At 64.9% G+C, this 16,082-nt stretch carries 18 protein-coding genes and 1 tRNA gene; 8 read left to right on the top strand and 11 right to left on the bottom strand.

Annotated features, from left to right (window positions below):
* Positions 1–162 precede the first annotated feature (162 nt).
* From ligA to H4W01_RS13875, 3 genes are all read right to left on the bottom strand, one after another.
* Positions 163–2,298 carry an NAD-dependent DNA ligase LigA gene (ligA, locus tag H4W01_RS13885; protein ID WP_209611728.1) on the bottom strand — a complete coding sequence of 712 codons (2,136 nt, stop codon included), beginning with the start codon at positions 2,296–2,298 and terminating at the stop codon, positions 163–165.
* Positions 2,299–2,461: 163 nt separating this feature from the next.
* Entirely contained in the window at positions 2,462–2,689 is a 228-nt protein-coding gene (locus H4W01_RS13880) for a hypothetical protein (protein ID WP_231565191.1), read from the bottom strand.
* A gap of 60 nt (positions 2,690–2,749) precedes the next feature.
* Positions 2,750–2,956 carry a cold-shock protein gene (locus tag H4W01_RS13875; protein ID WP_209611726.1) on the bottom strand — a complete coding sequence of 69 codons (207 nt, stop codon included), beginning with the start codon at positions 2,954–2,956 and terminating at the stop codon, positions 2,750–2,752.
* Between the two features lie 367 nt (positions 2,957–3,323).
* On the opposite strand from H4W01_RS13875, the gene H4W01_RS13870 reads away from it, so the two are divergent.
* The gene (locus H4W01_RS13870) at positions 3,324–3,653 is read left to right on the top strand and encodes a hypothetical protein (RefSeq protein ID WP_209611723.1); all 330 of its coding nucleotides are present in this window, start codon (positions 3,324–3,326) and stop codon (positions 3,651–3,653) included.
* Between the two features lie 156 nt (positions 3,654–3,809).
* Here H4W01_RS13870 and recN read toward each other — a convergent pair whose 3' ends face one another.
* Complete coding sequence (gene recN / locus H4W01_RS13865) at positions 3,810–5,474, bottom strand: DNA repair protein RecN (RefSeq protein WP_209611721.1); 1,665 nt, start codon at positions 5,472–5,474, stop codon at positions 3,810–3,812.
* A gap of 62 nt (positions 5,475–5,536) precedes the next feature.
* Positions 5,537–6,490, bottom strand: a complete 954-nt coding sequence (locus H4W01_RS13860; protein WP_209611719.1) for an outer membrane protein assembly factor BamD — start codon at positions 6,488–6,490, stop codon at positions 5,537–5,539.
* Positions 6,491–6,625: 135 nt separating this feature from the next.
* On the opposite strand from H4W01_RS13860, the gene H4W01_RS13855 reads away from it, so the two are divergent.
* Together H4W01_RS13855 and H4W01_RS13850 are read left to right on the top strand one after the other, a co-directional pair.
* Positions 6,626–7,450: a class I mannose-6-phosphate isomerase gene (locus tag H4W01_RS13855; protein ID WP_209611717.1), complete on the top strand. Its 825-nt coding sequence runs from the start codon at positions 6,626–6,628 to the stop codon at positions 7,448–7,450.
* 60 nt (positions 7,451–7,510) lie between these two features.
* Positions 7,511–8,683 carry a glycosyltransferase gene (locus H4W01_RS13850; protein WP_209611715.1) on the top strand — a complete coding sequence of 391 codons (1,173 nt, stop codon included), beginning with the start codon at positions 7,511–7,513 and terminating at the stop codon, positions 8,681–8,683.
* Here H4W01_RS13850 and H4W01_RS13845 read toward each other — a convergent pair.
* The 5 genes from H4W01_RS13845 to yajC are packed head-to-tail and all read right to left on the bottom strand — an operon-like array spanning position 8,669 to position 13,199.
* Entirely contained in the window at positions 8,669–9,859 is a 1,191-nt protein-coding gene (locus tag H4W01_RS13845) for a DUF3089 domain-containing protein (protein ID WP_209611713.1), read from the bottom strand. The two genes, H4W01_RS13850 and H4W01_RS13845, sit on opposite strands and share 15 nt — an antisense overlap.
* Before the next feature lie 55 nt (positions 9,860–9,914).
* A complete protein-coding gene (locus H4W01_RS13840) occupies positions 9,915–10,295 on the bottom strand; it encodes an Mth938-like domain-containing protein (protein WP_209611711.1) in 381 nt (126 codons plus the stop codon).
* Positions 10,295–11,248 (bottom strand): protein translocase subunit SecF, encoded by a 954-nt coding sequence (gene secF, locus H4W01_RS13835; protein WP_209611709.1) that lies wholly within the window; start codon positions 11,246–11,248, stop codon positions 10,295–10,297. Before secF ends, H4W01_RS13840 begins: the two co-directional genes overlap by 1 nt.
* Before the next feature lie 12 nt (positions 11,249–11,260).
* A complete protein-coding gene (secD, locus tag H4W01_RS13830; protein ID WP_209611706.1) occupies positions 11,261–12,850 on the bottom strand; it encodes a protein translocase subunit SecD in 1,590 nt (529 codons plus the stop codon).
* A 4-nt stretch (positions 12,851–12,854) separates the two neighbouring features.
* On the bottom strand, positions 12,855–13,199 hold the full coding sequence (yajC, locus tag H4W01_RS13825; protein WP_010404227.1) for a preprotein translocase subunit YajC: 345 nt from the start codon (positions 13,197–13,199) through the stop codon (positions 12,855–12,857).
* 135 nt (positions 13,200–13,334) lie between these two features.
* Between yajC and H4W01_RS13820 the strand changes: the two genes are divergently transcribed.
* From H4W01_RS13820 to H4W01_RS13800, 5 genes are all read left to right on the top strand, one after another.
* A complete protein-coding gene (locus H4W01_RS13820; protein ID WP_209611704.1) occupies positions 13,335–13,646 on the top strand; it encodes a putative quinol monooxygenase in 312 nt (103 codons plus the stop codon).
* A 28-nt stretch (positions 13,647–13,674) separates the two neighbouring features.
* A complete protein-coding gene (locus H4W01_RS13815) occupies positions 13,675–14,361 on the top strand; it encodes a hypothetical protein (RefSeq protein ID WP_010404221.1) in 687 nt (228 codons plus the stop codon).
* Between the two features lie 64 nt (positions 14,362–14,425).
* Positions 14,426–14,502, top strand: a tRNA-Pro gene (locus H4W01_RS13810).
* Positions 14,503–14,632: 130 nt separating this feature from the next.
* Complete coding sequence (locus tag H4W01_RS13805; protein WP_209611702.1) at positions 14,633–15,406, top strand: DUF2335 domain-containing protein; 774 nt, start codon at positions 14,633–14,635, stop codon at positions 15,404–15,406.
* Positions 15,399–15,776 (top strand): hypothetical protein, encoded by a 378-nt coding sequence (locus tag H4W01_RS13800; RefSeq protein WP_209611700.1) that lies wholly within the window; start codon positions 15,399–15,401, stop codon positions 15,774–15,776. The genes H4W01_RS13805 and H4W01_RS13800 overlap by 8 nt, the downstream gene beginning before the upstream one ends.
* Positions 15,777–15,784: 8 nt before the next feature.
* Here H4W01_RS13800 and H4W01_RS13795 read toward each other — a convergent pair whose 3' ends face one another.
* Positions 15,785–15,973 (bottom strand): hypothetical protein, encoded by a 189-nt coding sequence (locus H4W01_RS13795; RefSeq protein ID WP_209611698.1) that lies wholly within the window; start codon positions 15,971–15,973, stop codon positions 15,785–15,787.
* Between the last annotated feature and the right edge of the window lie 109 nt (positions 15,974–16,082).

The raw sequence follows: 16,082 nt of genomic DNA, 5'->3' as shown, positions 1-16,082 counted from the left end.
TTCCTGATCGCGGAAAACGCGACTGTCTCGTCGCCTGGCGCCCCCATGCGACTTAAATATTTCGGTTAGATGACAATCACGATTCCGCAAGGTACATGAAGCATTCAGTAATGATGCGTTGCAAAATGGCATCACTGGCAGACTTCGGCGTCGCGATCCCTTTTACCCCGCAGCCGCAACAATCTCCGCCCAGCCCGCTTCGTCGATGACGGAAATGCCTAATTCTGCGGCCTTTTTCAGCTTCGAGCCCGCACCCGGCCCAGCCACGACCAAATCGGTCTTGGCCGACACCGAGCCCGACACGCGCGCGCCAAGCGCCTCCGCTTGGGCCTTGGCTTCGTCGCGACTCATCGTCTCCAGGCTGCCGGTGAACACGACCGTCTTGCCGCTGACAGGGGATTCGCGGGTTTCGTGGACGATATCGAGCGGCTCCACCTCGCGCAGCAGCGCCGCCACCACCTCCCGATTGTGCGGTTCTGCAAAGAATTCGATCAGGGCATCGGCGACTTCGGGGCCGATCCCCGCCGTTTCGATCGCGGCGGCGAGCGCCTTGCCACGGCGGACGACGAATTTCAGGTCGGTCTCGCCCAATGCGGGGACAAGCTCGGTGCGCACTGCCAGCACGCGCTCGATCATCTCGGAAAACGCTGCCATGCTCACATAGCGTCGCGCCAGGTCACGTGCGGTAATCTCGCCGACATGGCGGATGCCGAGCGCGAACAGGAAGCGGTCGAGCCCGATCTTGCGACGCAGGTCGATCGCGGCGAGCAATTTGTCGACGACCAGTTCCGACATGCGGTCGCGGGTGACCAGCGCCTCGCGATGTTCGTGCAGGCGGAAGATGTCGGCGGGGGAGGCGATCAGGCCGTCGCGGAAAAACTCCTCGATCCGCACCAGCCCCAGCCCGCTAATGTCAAAGGCGTGGCGTGAGACGAAATGGATCAGCCGCTCGACACGCTGCGCCGGGCAAATCAGCCCGCCGGTGCAGCGCACCACCACTTCGCCCTCGCCGCGTTCGGCGAGCGAGCCGCATTCGGGGCAAGTGGTCGGGAAAGCGAAGGCGGGGCGGTCCTCGGCGCGGGTCAGCACTTCGACGATTTGCGGGATGACGTCGCCTGCGCGCTGCAGCACGACGCGGTCGCCCACGCGCGCGCCGAGCCGTTCGATCTCGTCGGCATTGTGCAGCGTGGCGTTGGCGACGACGACGCCGCCGACGGTGACGGGTTCCAGCCGCGCGACGGGGGTGAGCGCACCGGTGCGGCCGACCTGGATATCGATCGCGAGCAGGGTCGTCTCGGCGCGTTCGGCGGGGAATTTGTGCGCAATCGCCCAGCGCGGGGTGCGGCCGACGGTGCCGAGCCGCGCTTGCCAGTCGAGACGGTCGAGCTTGTAGACCACGCCGTCAATATCGAACGGCAAGTCGGCGCGCTGATGTTCGATGCCGCGATACACGGCGAGCGCATCGGCGGCGGTGGCGGCATGGGCGAACCCCTGCGCCACGGGGAAGCCCCAGGCCTTGATCGCCGCGATCACCGCGCTTTGCGTGTCGCCGGGCAGCGCGCTCGCCTCACCCCAACCCCAGGCGAAGAAGCGCAAGGGCCGCGTCGCGGTGACCGCGGCGTCTTTCTGGCGCAGCGATCCGGCGGCGGCGTTGCGCGGGTTGGCGAACTGGCGCGCGTCCTTGCCGGTGCCCTCGGCCTCGGCGAGCAGGCGCGCGTTGAGGCCGGCGAAATCGGCCTTGGCCATATACACTTCGCCGCGCACCTCGAAGATCGCGGGCGCGTCGGCGGGGAGGCTCTGCGGAATGTCGGCGATGTGGCGGACATTGGCGGTGACATCCTCGCCCACCTGCCCATCGCCGCGGGTGAGCGCCTGGACGAGGTGCCCGTTTTCGTAGCGCAGCGAACAGGAAAGGCCGTCGATCTTGGGCTCGGCGGTGAGTTCCACCGGCGCGTCCTCGGGCAGTGCCAGGAAGCGGCGCACGCGCCCAACGAAATCGGCGACGTCCTCATCGGTAAACGCATTGTCGAGGCTGGTCATCGGCCGCGCATGCGCGACCTTGGCGAGGTGGGCGGCGGGGGCGGCCCCGACCTGAACGCTCGGCGAATCGCTGCGCACCAGATGCGGAAAGGCCGCCTCGATCGCGGCATTGCGGCGCACCAGCGCATCATAATCCGCGTCGGAAATTTCGGGCGCGTCGTCGGTGTGATACAGGCGGTTGTGGTGCGCGATCAGCTCTGCCAGCCGGGCCAGCTCGGTTGCGGCGGTATCATCGGTCGTGGGGAGGGGCGCGGTCATGGCAGGCGGGGTAGCGGACTGCGCCAACCCGGATCAAGCGCGATTGGGTGGCCCACACAGAACCGTTCGTGCTGAGCCTGTCGAAGCACCGGGCCGCGCAGGCGTCGGTACGGCGGCGTACGGCCCTTCGACAAGCTCAGGGCGAACGGCCAAGAAGAGTCCGCTAATCGTCTTCGCTGGCGTCCATCTCGGCGAGATGCTTGGCCTCTTCGTTGGTCGAACGGCGCTCGGCGGTCTTTTCCGCGCGGCTGGCCATTTCGTCCCAGGCTTTGGCGGCGCGCAGCCAGCGGCCGCGAACATTGTCGAGGGTGGCCGTAGCCGCGTCGGACTCGGCCTGACGGGCGCGGTCGCGATAGAACAGGGCGGTGGTGTTCGTGGGATATCTCCGCAAATAGGAGGGAAACGGATCGAGAAAGCGGGGTGCCGCCGCTTGGCGACACCCCGTATTGGCTCAGGCTTGCGCCAGCCGGACGGCCGAAACCTTGCCGCGACGGTCTTCTTCCAGCTCGTACGAAACGCGCTGGTCGCGGTCGAGCGTGACCATGCCGGCGGCTTCCACCGCGCTGATGTGGACGAAGGCATCGCCACCGCCGCCCTCAGGCGCGATGAAACCATAACCCTTGTCGGCGTTGAAGAACTTAACGGTGCCGATAGCCATACCTAATTCCTTACGTGCCGGTGCCGCGCCGCAGCGTCGGTACCGGATGGGGCCGAGATCGAAGACGGATGCGACGTCCGGCCCCGGCCGACGCATCCGATCACGGGCGTCAGCCGCGCGCGGAAATTCCGCTGCGGGCAGGCTGGGCGAAAGAGAAGAAAGGGAGAGACACGAGCGCGCATCCGATGCCAGGCAAGCGGGAGCGCGGTGGGTCTCTCAGCCGCGCGATGCTTGGGAGCGGACTCGCGCGATAGATCCACCATAGCAGGTTGTTGGGGGCATGTCGTGGGGATTGCGCTAGGGGCGGATTGTGTCGCTGCACGAAGCCGGTTAGCCTTGGCGAAACATTGCGGCAGAGGGGCCGATCATGATCCTGACGATGTTGGCAATGGTACAAATCGGGCCGCCCGACGCTCCACCGCAACGTCGCGCGAGCGTCGATTTGCCCGCCGCCTGGCATCCGGCCTCGTGTCCACCGGCAGACTCAGGAAGCGACATCGTGGTGTGCGGCAGCCGTGACGCAGCCGAGAAATTCCGCGCGCGTCCGCTGCCTAAGAAATATGCCGAAGTCGGTGGGCCGGGGATCGGGGTCGATCTGGGCAAAGGCGCGCGCGGCAATCTCCACGCCGAGCGGGGCGGGACCGTCGATGGCAAGGTCGCAAATCGCATCATGTTCACGGTGACAATGCCGTTTTAACAATCGATCCGCCATCCTTCCGTCACCCCGGGCCTGTCCCGGGGGCCACCGGGATGCACGTTCTGCAGATGGTGGTGATGCGGCACGGTGGACCCCGGGATAAACCCGGGGTGACGGGGGTGGCGCTGAGTTTGCGGGTTCCCGATAGGGACAGCGTTACGCGGTTTCCAGCAACCGATCGGCTTGGGCGCGTGCCTCCGGGGTGATCGTCGCGCCCGAGAGCATGCGCGCGATTTCCTCGCGGCGGGTGGCGTCGTCGAGCCGGGTCACGCCGGTGCGGGTGACGGTGCCGTCATGGCTCTTGGCGATGAGCAGATGATGCTGCCCGCGCGCGGCGACTTGCGGGCTGTGCGTGACGACGAGCAATTGCGTGGCCTCGGCCAGCCGCGCGAGCCGTTCGCCGATCGCGCTGGCGACCGCCCCGCCGACGCCGCGGTCGATTTCGTCGAAGATCATCGTCGCGGCCCCGCCTTGCTCGGCCAGCGCAACCTTCAGCGCGAGGATGAAGCGCGACAATTCGCCGCCCGAGGCGATCTTGACCAAGGGCGCGAACGGCGCGCCGGGGTTGGTCGAAATCTCGAATTCGACGCGGTCCTTGCCCGCCGCCGACCACTGCTCTTCCGCCGCCGGGGCCACGACGGTGCGGAAGCGCGCGGCGTCGAGTTTCAGCGGGACCAGCTCGCCTTTGACCGCAGCGTCGAGCCGTAGCGCGGCGGCGGTGCGCGCGGCGCTGAGCGTAGCGGCGGCCTGGTCATACGCGGTGCGGGCGGCGGCCAGTTTCGCTTCGAGCGCGGCGAGGCCTTCTTCCCCGGCGTCGAGCGCCTCCAGTCTGGCGGCGAGTTCGGCCGCCAAGTCGGCCAGCGCATCGGGCTGGACGCGGTGCTTGCGCGCCATGCCGCGCAGTTCGAACAGCCGCGCCTCATCCTCCTCCAACGCAGCGGGATCGAACCACAGATCGGCCTTGGCCTCGCGCAGTTTTTCCTCGGCGACCGCGCCCTCGATCACCGCGCGGTCGACCGCCGCCAGCGCTTCGGCGAGCGCCTCATGGTCTCCGGCGATCCGCTCCAGCACGCGCGCCGCCTGGCGGAGCTGCGACAGGCCGCCGTCCGATCCCTCCAGCCAGCCTTCGATTGCGGCGAGATCGGCGGCGATCTTTTCCGAGCGTTGCATGATGCGGCGGCGTTCGGCCAGCGTCTCCTCTTCGCCCGGTTCGGGGGCGAGCGCGCGCAATTCGGCGACGGCATGTTCCAGCCATTCGCGGTCGCGCGCGGCGGTGTCGATCGTGGCGTGCGCCGTGGCGAGCGCCGTCTCGGCATCGCGCCAGGCCTTGTAGGCAGTGGCGGTCGCGCCCGCGTCGATCCGCCCGAACGCATCGAGCAGCGCACGATGCCCGCGCGCGTTGAGCAGCCCGCGATCATCATGCTGGCCGTGGATTTCGACGAGATAGGTCGCCAGTTCGCGCAACAGGCCAGCGGAGGCCGGCTGATCGTTGACGAAGGCGCGGCTGCCGCCATCGGCCTTGACGATTCGCCGGATCATCAGCGGTTCGCCGGGATCGACGTCAAAGCCGTTCTCGCCGAGCAAGGTGGCGATCGGCCCGGTCGCATGCGGCGTATCGAAGGTGGCGGTGACGACGGCCTGCGTCGCCCCCTGCCGCACCAGCCCGGCATCGCCGCGCGCGCCGAGCGCGAGGCCGAGCGCATCGAGCAGGATCGATTTGCCCGCGCCGGTCTCGCCGGTCAGCACGCCCAGGCCCTGCCCGAAGTGCAGGTCCAGCGCCTCGATCAGCACGACGTCACGGATGGCGAGAGAGATCAGCATGGGTCTGCCGCCCGCTTTACCCGAACAATCGATGTTCCGGTATCGTTCTTTTTGGTCGAGCCTCAGCTGCCCGGATTGGGGTTGCCAGGGTTGGTCGACGATCCGCCCGTGGGCGGCAAAGCGCGCGCGTCGCGCTTCGGCTCGCGAGTCTTGATCGGCTTGTCGGGAAGCGCTTTGTCGGCCGGTAGCACGATCAACTGGCCCGGCGCGATCGCCGCGACCGCGACGGGGGGGTGTTCCTCCGACAATTTGTACGCGCGGCTATACCATTGCGTACCGGGATAATTGGCCCCCAGCACGGCGGCGGCCTTGCGCGCCTCATCGGGCACGCCGAGCGCGAGATAGGTCTCGGTCAGGCGCATGAGGGCTTCGGGCGCGTGCGTGGTTGTCTGATAGTCATCGACCACCTTGCGGAAGCGCATCGTCGCGGCGAGCCATTGGCCGCGCGTTTCGTAAAAGCGACCGATTTCCATTTCCTTGCCGGCCAGATGGTCGCGCACGAGATCGATCTTCAAGCGCGCATCGGCGGCATAACGCGTGTTGGGATAGCGGCGCGTCAGCTCGCCCAGCGCATCCAACGCCTGCTGCGTGATTTTCTGGTCGCGCGTGACGTCGCTAATCTGTTCATAATAACCGAGCGCGACGAGATAATAAGCGTATGCGGCATCGCGGTTGCCGGGGTGGACCGAGATGAAACGCTGTGCCGATTGGATCGAGGCGGTGTAATCATGCGCCAGATAATAACTGAACGCGCTCATCAACTGCGCGCGGCGCGCCCATACCGAATAAGGGTGCTGCCGTTCGACTTCGTCGAACAATGCCGCCGCCAGCTTATATTCCTTATTGTCGAGCCGCTTCTTCGCCGCCGTATACAGCGTGCCGACGTCGCGCGCGACATAGGGAATATCGCCCTTGGTCCGGTTGCGCGCGCACCCCGTTGAGGTGAGCACAGTCGCGGCAATCAGGCCGACCGCGAGGCTGCGGAAAAGGGGCGAGCGGGTAAGGGGGGTACGCATCGCCGTAAGCCTTAGCCTAACCCCCGAGGCGCGAACAATCCTTTTCGTCGGGGTGCTTGCGACGGCGCGTTTTCAATACGGATCGCTTCGCGCTATCGGAGCGTTGCCACTTCCGGATTCGATTGGAGTACCCCCGTGACCGCCACCTTGCTTGCCACCAAACGCGTCGAGAAACCCTGGGGTCGCACGCAATTGTGGCCCGGCTTTGCCAATCCCGCTCCGGGTGGGGAAAAGGTCGGCGAAGTGTGGTTCCAAACGCCGCATGCGGGCGAGCCCGAGCTGCTGATCAAATATCTGTTCACCAGCGAAAAATTGTCGGTGCAGGTTCACCCCGACGATGCGGCCGCGCAAGCTGCGGGCTATCCGCGCGGCAAGGACGAGGCGTGGCTGATCCTGGCCGCCGAACCCGATTCGACGATCGCACTCGGCACGCTGGAGCCGATGACGCATGAGGCGCTGCGCGCGGCATCACTTGATGGCTCGATCGCGCATCTGCTCGACTGGAAGCCGGTAAAGGCGGGCGAATTCTATTATTCGCAAGCCGGGACGATTCACGCGATCGGGGCTGGCATCACCGTGATCGAAGTGCAGCAGAATGTCGATCTGACCTATCGCCTGTATGATTATGGCAGCGACCGGGAGCTCCATCTCGATGCGGGTGTCGCGGTGTCGAACCCGGTGCCGTTCGTGCCGCTGCCCACGCCTGCTCCCGATGGCGGCGATCATCAGGTGCTGGCCGAAGGGCCGAAATTCGTGGTCGAGCGCTTTGCCGGCGGCCACCGCGTCATCGCATTGCCCGATGGGGTGACGGCGTGGCTCGTGCCCGTGGCGGGCGCGGGTGTGGTCGACGGTGTTGCGTGGCAAGCGGGCGAATGCCTGACGCTGACCGGCCGCTGCGAAATTGCAGCGGAGGTCGGCAGCGACCTGTTGCTGGCCTATCCGGGCGACACGCGCATCTGACGTCTTTCCCTCCCCCTGGCGGGGAGGGAAACGGTAAGCCTTTCGCGCTACAGCGCGCTTATGCTGCGCGTGCTGACCCTTTCGACGCTGTTTCCCGATGCGTCGCGGCCCAATTTTGGGGTGTTTGTCGAACGGCAGACGCTTGGGCTGGCGGCGCACCCGGACGTCGATCTGCGCGTGGTGGCACCGCTTGGGATGCCGCCCTGGCCGCTTGCGCGGCACGGGCATTACGCACCACTTGCGGCCTTGCCCGAGCGCGAGACGTGGAAGGGCCTCGACATCCGCCGCCCGCGCTTTCTCGCGCTGCCCGGCACCGGCGGGCGGTTTCATGCGGGCGCGACGGTGCGGCGCTTGACCCCCATGCTCACCGCGCTGCGCCGCGACTTTCGGTTCGACGTGATCGATGCCGAGTTCTTCTTTCCCGATGGTCCTGCAGCGGTTGCGCTCGGGCACCATTTCGGCGTGCCGGTGTCGATCAAGGCGCGCGGCGCGGACATCCATCATTGGGGGCACGTGTCCGCGACGGCCGCGCAGGTGATTGCGGCGGGGCAGGCGGCGGACGGGCTGCTCGCGGTGTCGCAGGCGATGCGCAGCGACATGGCGGCGCTTGGCCTGACAGAGTCGCGCATTCGGGTGCACCATACCGGGGTCGATCTCGATCGCTTCGGGCCCCGCGACCGCGCCGCCGCCAAAGCGGCTTATGGAGTTACGGGGCCGCTGATCGTCTCGCTCGGCGCGCTGATCCCGCGCAAGGGCCATGATGTGGTGGTGGAAGCGATGGCCTCGCTGCCCGGCGCAACACTGCTGATCGCGGGCGAAGGCCCCGCGCGCGCCGCTCTCACCACGCAGATTGCGACGCTTGGCCTCGCGGATCGTGTGCGGCTGTTGGGCAGCGTCCCGCATGGCGATCTCCCCGCCTTGCTCGGCGCGGCGGATGTGATGGCGCTGGCGTCAGCATCGGAGGGGCTCGCCAATGCCTGGGTCGAGGCCCTGGCGTGCGGTACGCCCATTGTCATTACCAGCGCAGGCGGGGCGGCGGAGGTGGTGACCGAGCCCGCCTTCGGGCGCATCGTCGATCGCAGCACGTCCGCTTTTGCGGAAGCGATTGGCGCTGTGCTCGCCAATCCGCCGAGCGCGCAAAATGTCCGCCGTGGCGCGGAACGTTTTACCTGGGCGGCCAATACCGCCGCGCTCTACGACCACCTTGCCGGGCTGGTGTCAGCCCGCCGGTGACGCCGGGTGCTTGGCCAACCACGCTTTGGCCTGGAGGTTGCTGAGCTCGACCAGATTGCCCATCACCACCGGCATATCGATCAAGTGCAGGCCCCAGTCCCGGAGCGTCATCCCGCCATAGACGATGTCGCCGACGATCGTGCCGGTGCGCTTGTCGGTCGGCTGGGCGTGGATCGTCAGCGCCAGATAATGGGCCTTGCCCGCGCTGGCGCAGGCGGTGCTGAGCAGGCCCGGCACCTTGACGAACGGCGTGGTAACGGGCGCGCCATCGGTCGTCCACGGCCCCATTGGCAGGCTGCTCATGCCAGCCCCCTTCGCGCCGAGATAGGCATCGGTCGTGGCACCGCCGGTGAGCGCCGCCGGATCGACGCAGGCGGCGACCATGGCGGGTTCACTGACAATGCCGAAATGGCTGTTGGCGGGCGGCGGCGCATCGGCGCGGAAGGTGACGTAACTGACGACGCAGCCAATATCCTTGGCGGTGTGGCAGAGCGGGGTCGATTGCAGATCGCCGCCGACGTCCTTGCCCTCCGGCACCGCGATCGTGGTGCCCGGGATCAGCACCGAGATGATCTGCTGCTGCGCCGGCGTGCCCTCAATCGCCTTGGCGACCAGGCTCTTCAGGATCCCGGCACCCTGGCTATGGCCGATCAGCACGACGCCGCGCCCGTGATTGTCGTAAGCGAGATACTCCTCCCACGCCGCCTTGACGTCGTGATAGGCCATCGCCCGGTCCGACGTGTCGGGCTTGCCGATCAGCTTCGCGCGGAGTGCCGCGATCGTCACCTGGCGATAGAGCGGCGCGAACACGCGGCAATATTTGGCGAAGCGCCCGGCCTGGAAAGCGGCGACCGACTCCTCTTCGGGCCCTGCGACCATGTCGCTATTGGGCGTCGGATCGTTCGAGACGGTGGGATAGACGTAGAAACAATCGAATTTCGGATCGGTGGTCGCCGAGAATTTCTCGGTGCTGCGTGATCCATCGGCCTTGATGATCGTCGCGTCCTGGTTGGCGTCGCATGGATCGACCTTGCCGGGGCGGCACAGCCAGCTTTCGGGCTTGCCATAATCGGGCGCGGCAGCGGGGGCGGGCGGCGTGTCGGCGGTTTGCGCGCTGGCAAAAGCGGGGATAGCGGCCAGAGCCATAGCGGCGGCCAGATATACTCTCTTCGTCATGACGCGACTCTCCCCCGGGCATTTTGTGCAAAGGATAACGCCGCCTGCGCGCGCGTCAAAGCGGATAGAGCGCGCCCACCACCCAGCGGCCTTCACCCCGCAGCACGGCCCAGGCGCGCGCGGCGGCGCGGCTGTCCATCGCCTCGACGCCGACGCCTTGCGCCTCCAGCGCGCGGACAAAGGCGGGCGGGGGGCGTTGCATGGTGGCCCCTGTGCCGAGCAGCAGGAATTCCGGCCGTGGGTCGATCGCCAGCAACGGCGCGACGGCTTCGGCGGTCAGCGCGTCGAGCGCGGGCGGGGTCCATTCGTCCGACCCGTCGGGCCAGATCAGCAGCGCCTGATAGACGCCGCGAAAATCATTCGCCTCGACCTTGAACCCGCCTTGCGAGAAGCCGGTGATGATCGGGCCGACTCCGCGCTCGCGTTCGATCCGCATCAGCCGACCTTGGGCGTTCCGGCGACGGGGGCGTCGTCAACCTTGGGATCGGGACGCAGGCCGAGCGAGATGAGTAGCGAGGACGACACGTAGATCGACGAATAGGTGCCGACGAAAATGCCGAGGATCATCGCTGCAGTGAAGCCGCGCAGCACATAGCCGCCGAAGATGAGAAGCGCGAACAACGCCAGCAGGATCGTGACCGAGGTCATGACCGTGCGCGGCAGCGTTTCGTTGACCGAGAGATCGACGATGCCAGCCATGTCCATCTTGCGATAACGGCGCATGTTTTCACGAATGCGGTCGTCGATCACGATCTTGTCGTTGATCGAATAGCCGATGATGGTGAGCACGGCGGCGACGATGTTGAGATCGAATTCGAAGCGCGTCAGCGCGAAGAAGCCGAGCGTCATCAGCACGTCGTGGACGATGGCGACGACGGTCGAGACGCCGAACTGCCATTCAAAGCGCAGCACCGCGAACAGGCCGATGCCGATCACCGCGAGCACGACCGCGAGCACGCCCTTGCCGATCAGCTCGTTCGAGACCTTCCCGCCGACCACGTCCTGCTTGGAGAATTTGGCATCGGGAAACGCCTTGGTCACCGCCGCCTGCACTTGCGCGACGACGCGGTTGGCGGCACCGTCATCGGTGTCCTTGGGCGGCGGCAGCTTGATCGAGATGGTCTTGCCGTCCGTGCCGACCGCTTGCAGGCGCACTTCGCCCAGATTGAGCCGGTCGACCGTGCTGCGCAGCGTGTCGAGCGACGGCGGCGTGTCGAACTTTTCCTCGATCATCAGGCCGCCACGGAAATCGACGCCAAGATTGAGGCCGCGGGCAAGCACGATGCCCACGGCAGCGATCGACAGCAAAAGCGTCAGCCCGAACGCCCATTTGCGCAGCGAGACGAACGGCAGGTTGGTGTTATCGGGAACGAGTTTCAGCAGGCGCATATGTCTGGCCGATCAAATATTGATTTCGGTCGGGCGATTCTTGCGAATCCACAACACGACCAGCATCCGCGTGAAGGTGACGGCGGTGAACACCGAGGTGACGATGCCGATCAGCAGCACGACCGCGAAGCCCTTGACCGGGCCCGAGCCAAGCAACAGCATGATCAGGCCTGAGATCGCATGGGTCGCGTTCGCTTCGAAGATCGTGCGGCTCGCTTCCTTATAGCCGAGCTCGACCGACTGGATCACGCTGCGGCCACGGCGGCGCTCTTCGCGAATACGCTCGTTGATCAGCACGTTCGCGTCGACCGCGGTGCCGATCGTCAGCACGAAACCGGCGATGCCCGGCAGCGTCAGCGTGCCGTTGAGCAGCGCCAGCACGCCCATGATGACCACCACGTTGATGACCACGGCATAGTCCGCGTAGAAACCGAAGCGGCCGTAAGTGACGATCATGAACAGCACGACCAAGGCGACCGCGATGCACGAGGCGAGGATGCCGGCGTGAATCGAATCGTTACCAAGATCCGAGCCGACGCTGTGTTCCTCGATCACCTTCAGCGTGATCGGCAATTTGCCCGAGCTGAGCGCGATGGCGAGGTTGTTGGCGGATTGGACGGTGAAGCGGCCCTCAATATAGCCCGAGCCGCCCAGGATCGGCGTGTTGATGCGCGGCGCGGAAATCACCTGGCCATCGACGATGACGGCGAAGGCCTTGCCGGTATAATCCTGCGTGATCCGCGCGAATTTGCGGCCGCCCTCGGCATTGAAGGCGAAGTTGACGATCGCTTCGGTCGAATCGGGTTTGAAGCCCTGGCTGGCGCTGACCAATTGGTCCCCGGTCAGGATCGCCTGACGCTTGACCAGGATCTTCGCCTGCGGCCCGCCTTCGGGATAGGGCAGGACCTGGCTGCCTGCGGGGACGATGCCGCCCGCCACATAGGGCGTGTCATCGACCATCTTGAATTCGAGCTTGGCGGTCTTGCCGAGCAGATCCTTCAGCGCCTTGGGGTCTTTCAACCCCGGCACCTGTACCACGATGCGGTCGGTGCCCTGGCGGACGATCGTCGGCTCCTTGGTGCCGAGTTTGTCGATGCGGGTGCGGACCACGTCGGTGGCGGTGGACATGGCGGTGTTGACCGCCTGGGTAATGCCCGCCTGGGTCGGCGTCATCACGATGCGTGAGGAATCGACGACGCTCAGATCCCAATCGCGCTGGCCGGTCATCCCCGCACCGCCGATATGTTTGTTGAGCAATTCGCGCGCGGCATCGAGCTGGCGCACATCGCGCACCAGGAAGCTCAATTTGCCGCCATCCGTGGAGATGTCCCCGATCTGGATCGGTGGGGTCGCGGTGCTCAGATCGTTAAGGATTTCCTCGCGCTTGGCCTCAAGCCGGTTCTTGACCAGCTCGTTGGTGTCGGCCTCGAGCAGCAAATAGCTGCCGCCGGCCAGATCGAGCCCGAGATTGACCTTGGGGTGCGGAAAGCCGCCCCAGCGATCGGTCACCGAATCGGGCAGGAAGCTGGGGATCGCCAGTGCCATCAGGCAGGCGAGGAACCCCAGGATCGAAATGACCTTCCAGCGCGGGAAATCCTGCATCGGATCAGTCGTTCGCGGGCTTGGCGGTGCCAAGCGGGGTGACTTCGGCGAGCGTCGCCTTGACCACCTTGATCTTCAGCGTGGGCGCGATCTCGACTTCGACGATCTTGTCCTCGACCTTGGTCACCTTGCCGAGCACGCCGCCCGCCGTGATGACCGAATCCCCCTTCTTCACCGCGTTGATCGCGGCGGCCTGCGCCTTGGCGCGAGCTTGCTGCGGACGCAGGATGAGGAAGTAGAACACGACGAAGACGAGCAGCAACGGCGCGAAGCTGACGATCATCGGAAGGATGCCATCGGGCTGCGCAGCGGCACCGGCGGTCTGAGCGAAGGCGGGGGTGGCGAACATGGGCTACCTTGGTAAAGCTGGACCCGCCTGCGCATCGTGGCACGCGGGGATGGCGAGATCTTGCGACCTCGTTACAAGGGGCGGGCGCTATCATCTCATGTGCGTTCACGCAACATGCCGGTTGGAGACAGATACATGACGATCATCGTAATGGGGCATATCAAGACGACACCCGGCGATCTGGCCAAGATGACCGACTTGCTGGCGGCGCATGTCGAAAAGGTCCGCGCCGAGGAGGGATGCGAGCTCTATGCCTTTGCGGTCGACGTCGCCGATCCGGACTTGCTGCATATTTCCGAACGCTGGGCTTCGGTCGAGGCGTTGGCGGCGCATGGTGAGGCGGCGCACCAAATTGCGTTCGGCCGCGCGCTTGGCGATTTCGCCATTGTTGATTTCAGCGTGAAGGCGTGGGACGCCACATTCTTGCGGACGCTGCGCGGCGAATAGCGCACCCCGCGACGGGAGGGAAATCGCGATGAGCATGCGGCTGGCTGCGACGGTTGTGATAGCGGCATCGGTGGCTGCCCCGGTGTCGGCAGAGGTGCCGAACGGGCGTGAGGCGCTCACCCAGACCGCGTTCTTCGCGCGCGACAAAGCCTCGGCGCTGGCGCAGATTGCCAGCGTCGAAGCGGCGGCGGTGGCGACGCTCGCGCGCTCCCCGGCCGATGCCGATGCGCTGATGACGCGGGCGATGGCGACGAGCTACCGCGCCAAGCTCACCCGCAGCCGCGCCGACGCGCTGTCCGCGCGCGACCAGTTCGAGGCGATCGCCCGCCGCAACCCGCGCGATGCCGAGGCGCAGGCGGCGCTGGGGGCGTGGCACCTCAATGCCGTGGTGTCGCTCGGCACGCTGATGGCGCGCGGCGCGCTGGGCGCGCGCAAGGCCGACGGCCTCGAGTCGCTCGACCGCGCAATCGCGCTCGGCGGGGAGCGGGCGCTGTTCCCCGCGCTGGAAGGGATGCTGCGACTCGCCATCGACGGCACCGATGCCGGGGCCGCCGCCTTGCTCGCGCGCGCCGCGAAGGGCAGCACGCCGACGCCGCTCGACCGAATCCTGCAGCGCCATGCCGTGCAACTGGCGGCGGTGGTACAGGGCGGCGACGCCAAGCTGATCCAGGCGCTGGCCAAACGCCTGCTGCCGCTCGGCCAGATCAAGCAATAACGGGTGTTCGCGCGGAAGTGGCTTGCATCGCGGCGCGCGCCAGCCTAGACGCGCCTCCCTCGGTCGGGGCGTAGCGCAGCCTGGTAGCGCATCACACTGGGGGTGTGGGGGTCGCAGGTTCGAATCCTGTCGCCCCGACCAGATTATTGAATATTTGCAATGGGTCGTGCGGGCAGCGAAAGCTGCCCGTTTTCGTATTCGCAGCGTTGTCTAGCGTATTTCTAGCCAACAGGACTGGAAACGAAGATGTTGGCGTGGCAAGGTATGGATAATGCCTCAATCTCACAGAAATGACGTCTTTTTAAGCTACGCACGGGCCGACCGCGCAGTAGCGTCTGAATTCGCACGCCGACTTCAGGAAAAAGGCGTGTCAGTTTGGTTTGACGTAGAGTCGCTACGTCCGGGCGACTATTTACTCACATCACAGTTGGAAGCCATTCGAGCCACGAACATATTCGTGTTCTTGGTTTCCGAGGCTTCGACCCAGAGTCCACATAGCGCTAGCGAGTTTGCGAGTGCGCTAGCCTCGCAAGAGATTGCAGGGATTCCTAGAATAATTCCTGTTCGTATCGACAAGAAAGCCTCCTTCATACCTTTCTTGGATCGATTTGCTGCGGTCGAAGCGACTTCAAGTGAGGGCTTGATCAAAGCAGTGGACGCGGTTTGCAAGGCCGCGGAAGATCAGAAGCGAGGGCCAATCCCGTCGGAAGCTCATTTGGCAAAATACGAGAACGTAGTGCCCGGTGCAGCTGAACGCATTCTGCTTATGGCCGAACGCCAGCAATTAGGGCGCCTCGAACTAGAAAAGGCCGTTCGTGAAATGCGCTATTCAGAAACTATAGCGCGAGTAATTGGCACAGGTCTATTAGCATCGATTGGCATTAACATTGCTATATTTTTTCCTTTTCGGTCCGGCTTCGCGATAGACTCCGATAGTCTAGGAAGCGCAGCAATAGGGGCAGCTGCCTTCGGTCTAGTTCAACAAGCAACATACTTCTTTATAGATTTCTTGGCGAGAAAAAAGCGGGGGGATATCCATGAGTGATCTCACCGCCGATGCGATTAAGCTACAGGCTGCGATGGAACAGCTTCGCCAAGAGCGGCAAACCTTTGATCAGGGATTTGAGCATCAAGAGCGCTGGTTTAAGCTGAGGATAATAATGGGTTATGCAGCGGTAGTATTGCTGCCGCTCATAGCAATTTTTTGTTGTTATGTAATTTCCAACCCCAAATCATACAATGAAAATACCGTCATGGTCGCGATGGGGGCGCTTTTTACTGATGTATTAGGGTTGCTTGTTTCAATTTGGAAACTAGTCGTGAATCCAGCCTCTATTGGCAAGCTATCACCTGTTACAAGCGCTCCTAGCTTAACGAGCAACCATCAACATCGCCTTCCTGGGGTGGATCAATAGAAGACTGGCTACTTTACCCACCTTCGAACCGAAGCGACAACCGCGTTCATGTCGCGGCGGTCAAGCGTTCCGTTCGCCACACCTATCATCACGTCAGACTCGAATTGTTCAATCGAGCCAATCAGGCGCAGCACAACCGGCACCTTTGCTTGTTCCAGCTTGGCTACACGGCCAAGGAGTGCGCGCGGCGATGCCATGTCAGCCCTGTGCGATCTTGCGCCACTTAAATCCGACGCGGACCAGCACCTCAATGCCAGCCGCAGGCGCAACGGTGACCCCGCGCTCGGCGCGTCGGCTCACTCCTGA

This window comes from Sphingomonas sp. PL20 (genome assembly GCF_017875905.1).
Taxonomy (GTDB): Bacteria; Pseudomonadota; Alphaproteobacteria; order Sphingomonadales; family Sphingomonadaceae; genus Sphingomonas; species Sphingomonas echinoides.
The sequence above is the reverse complement of the archived record's forward strand: the minus strand, read 5'-3'. Positions and strand labels throughout refer to the sequence as shown.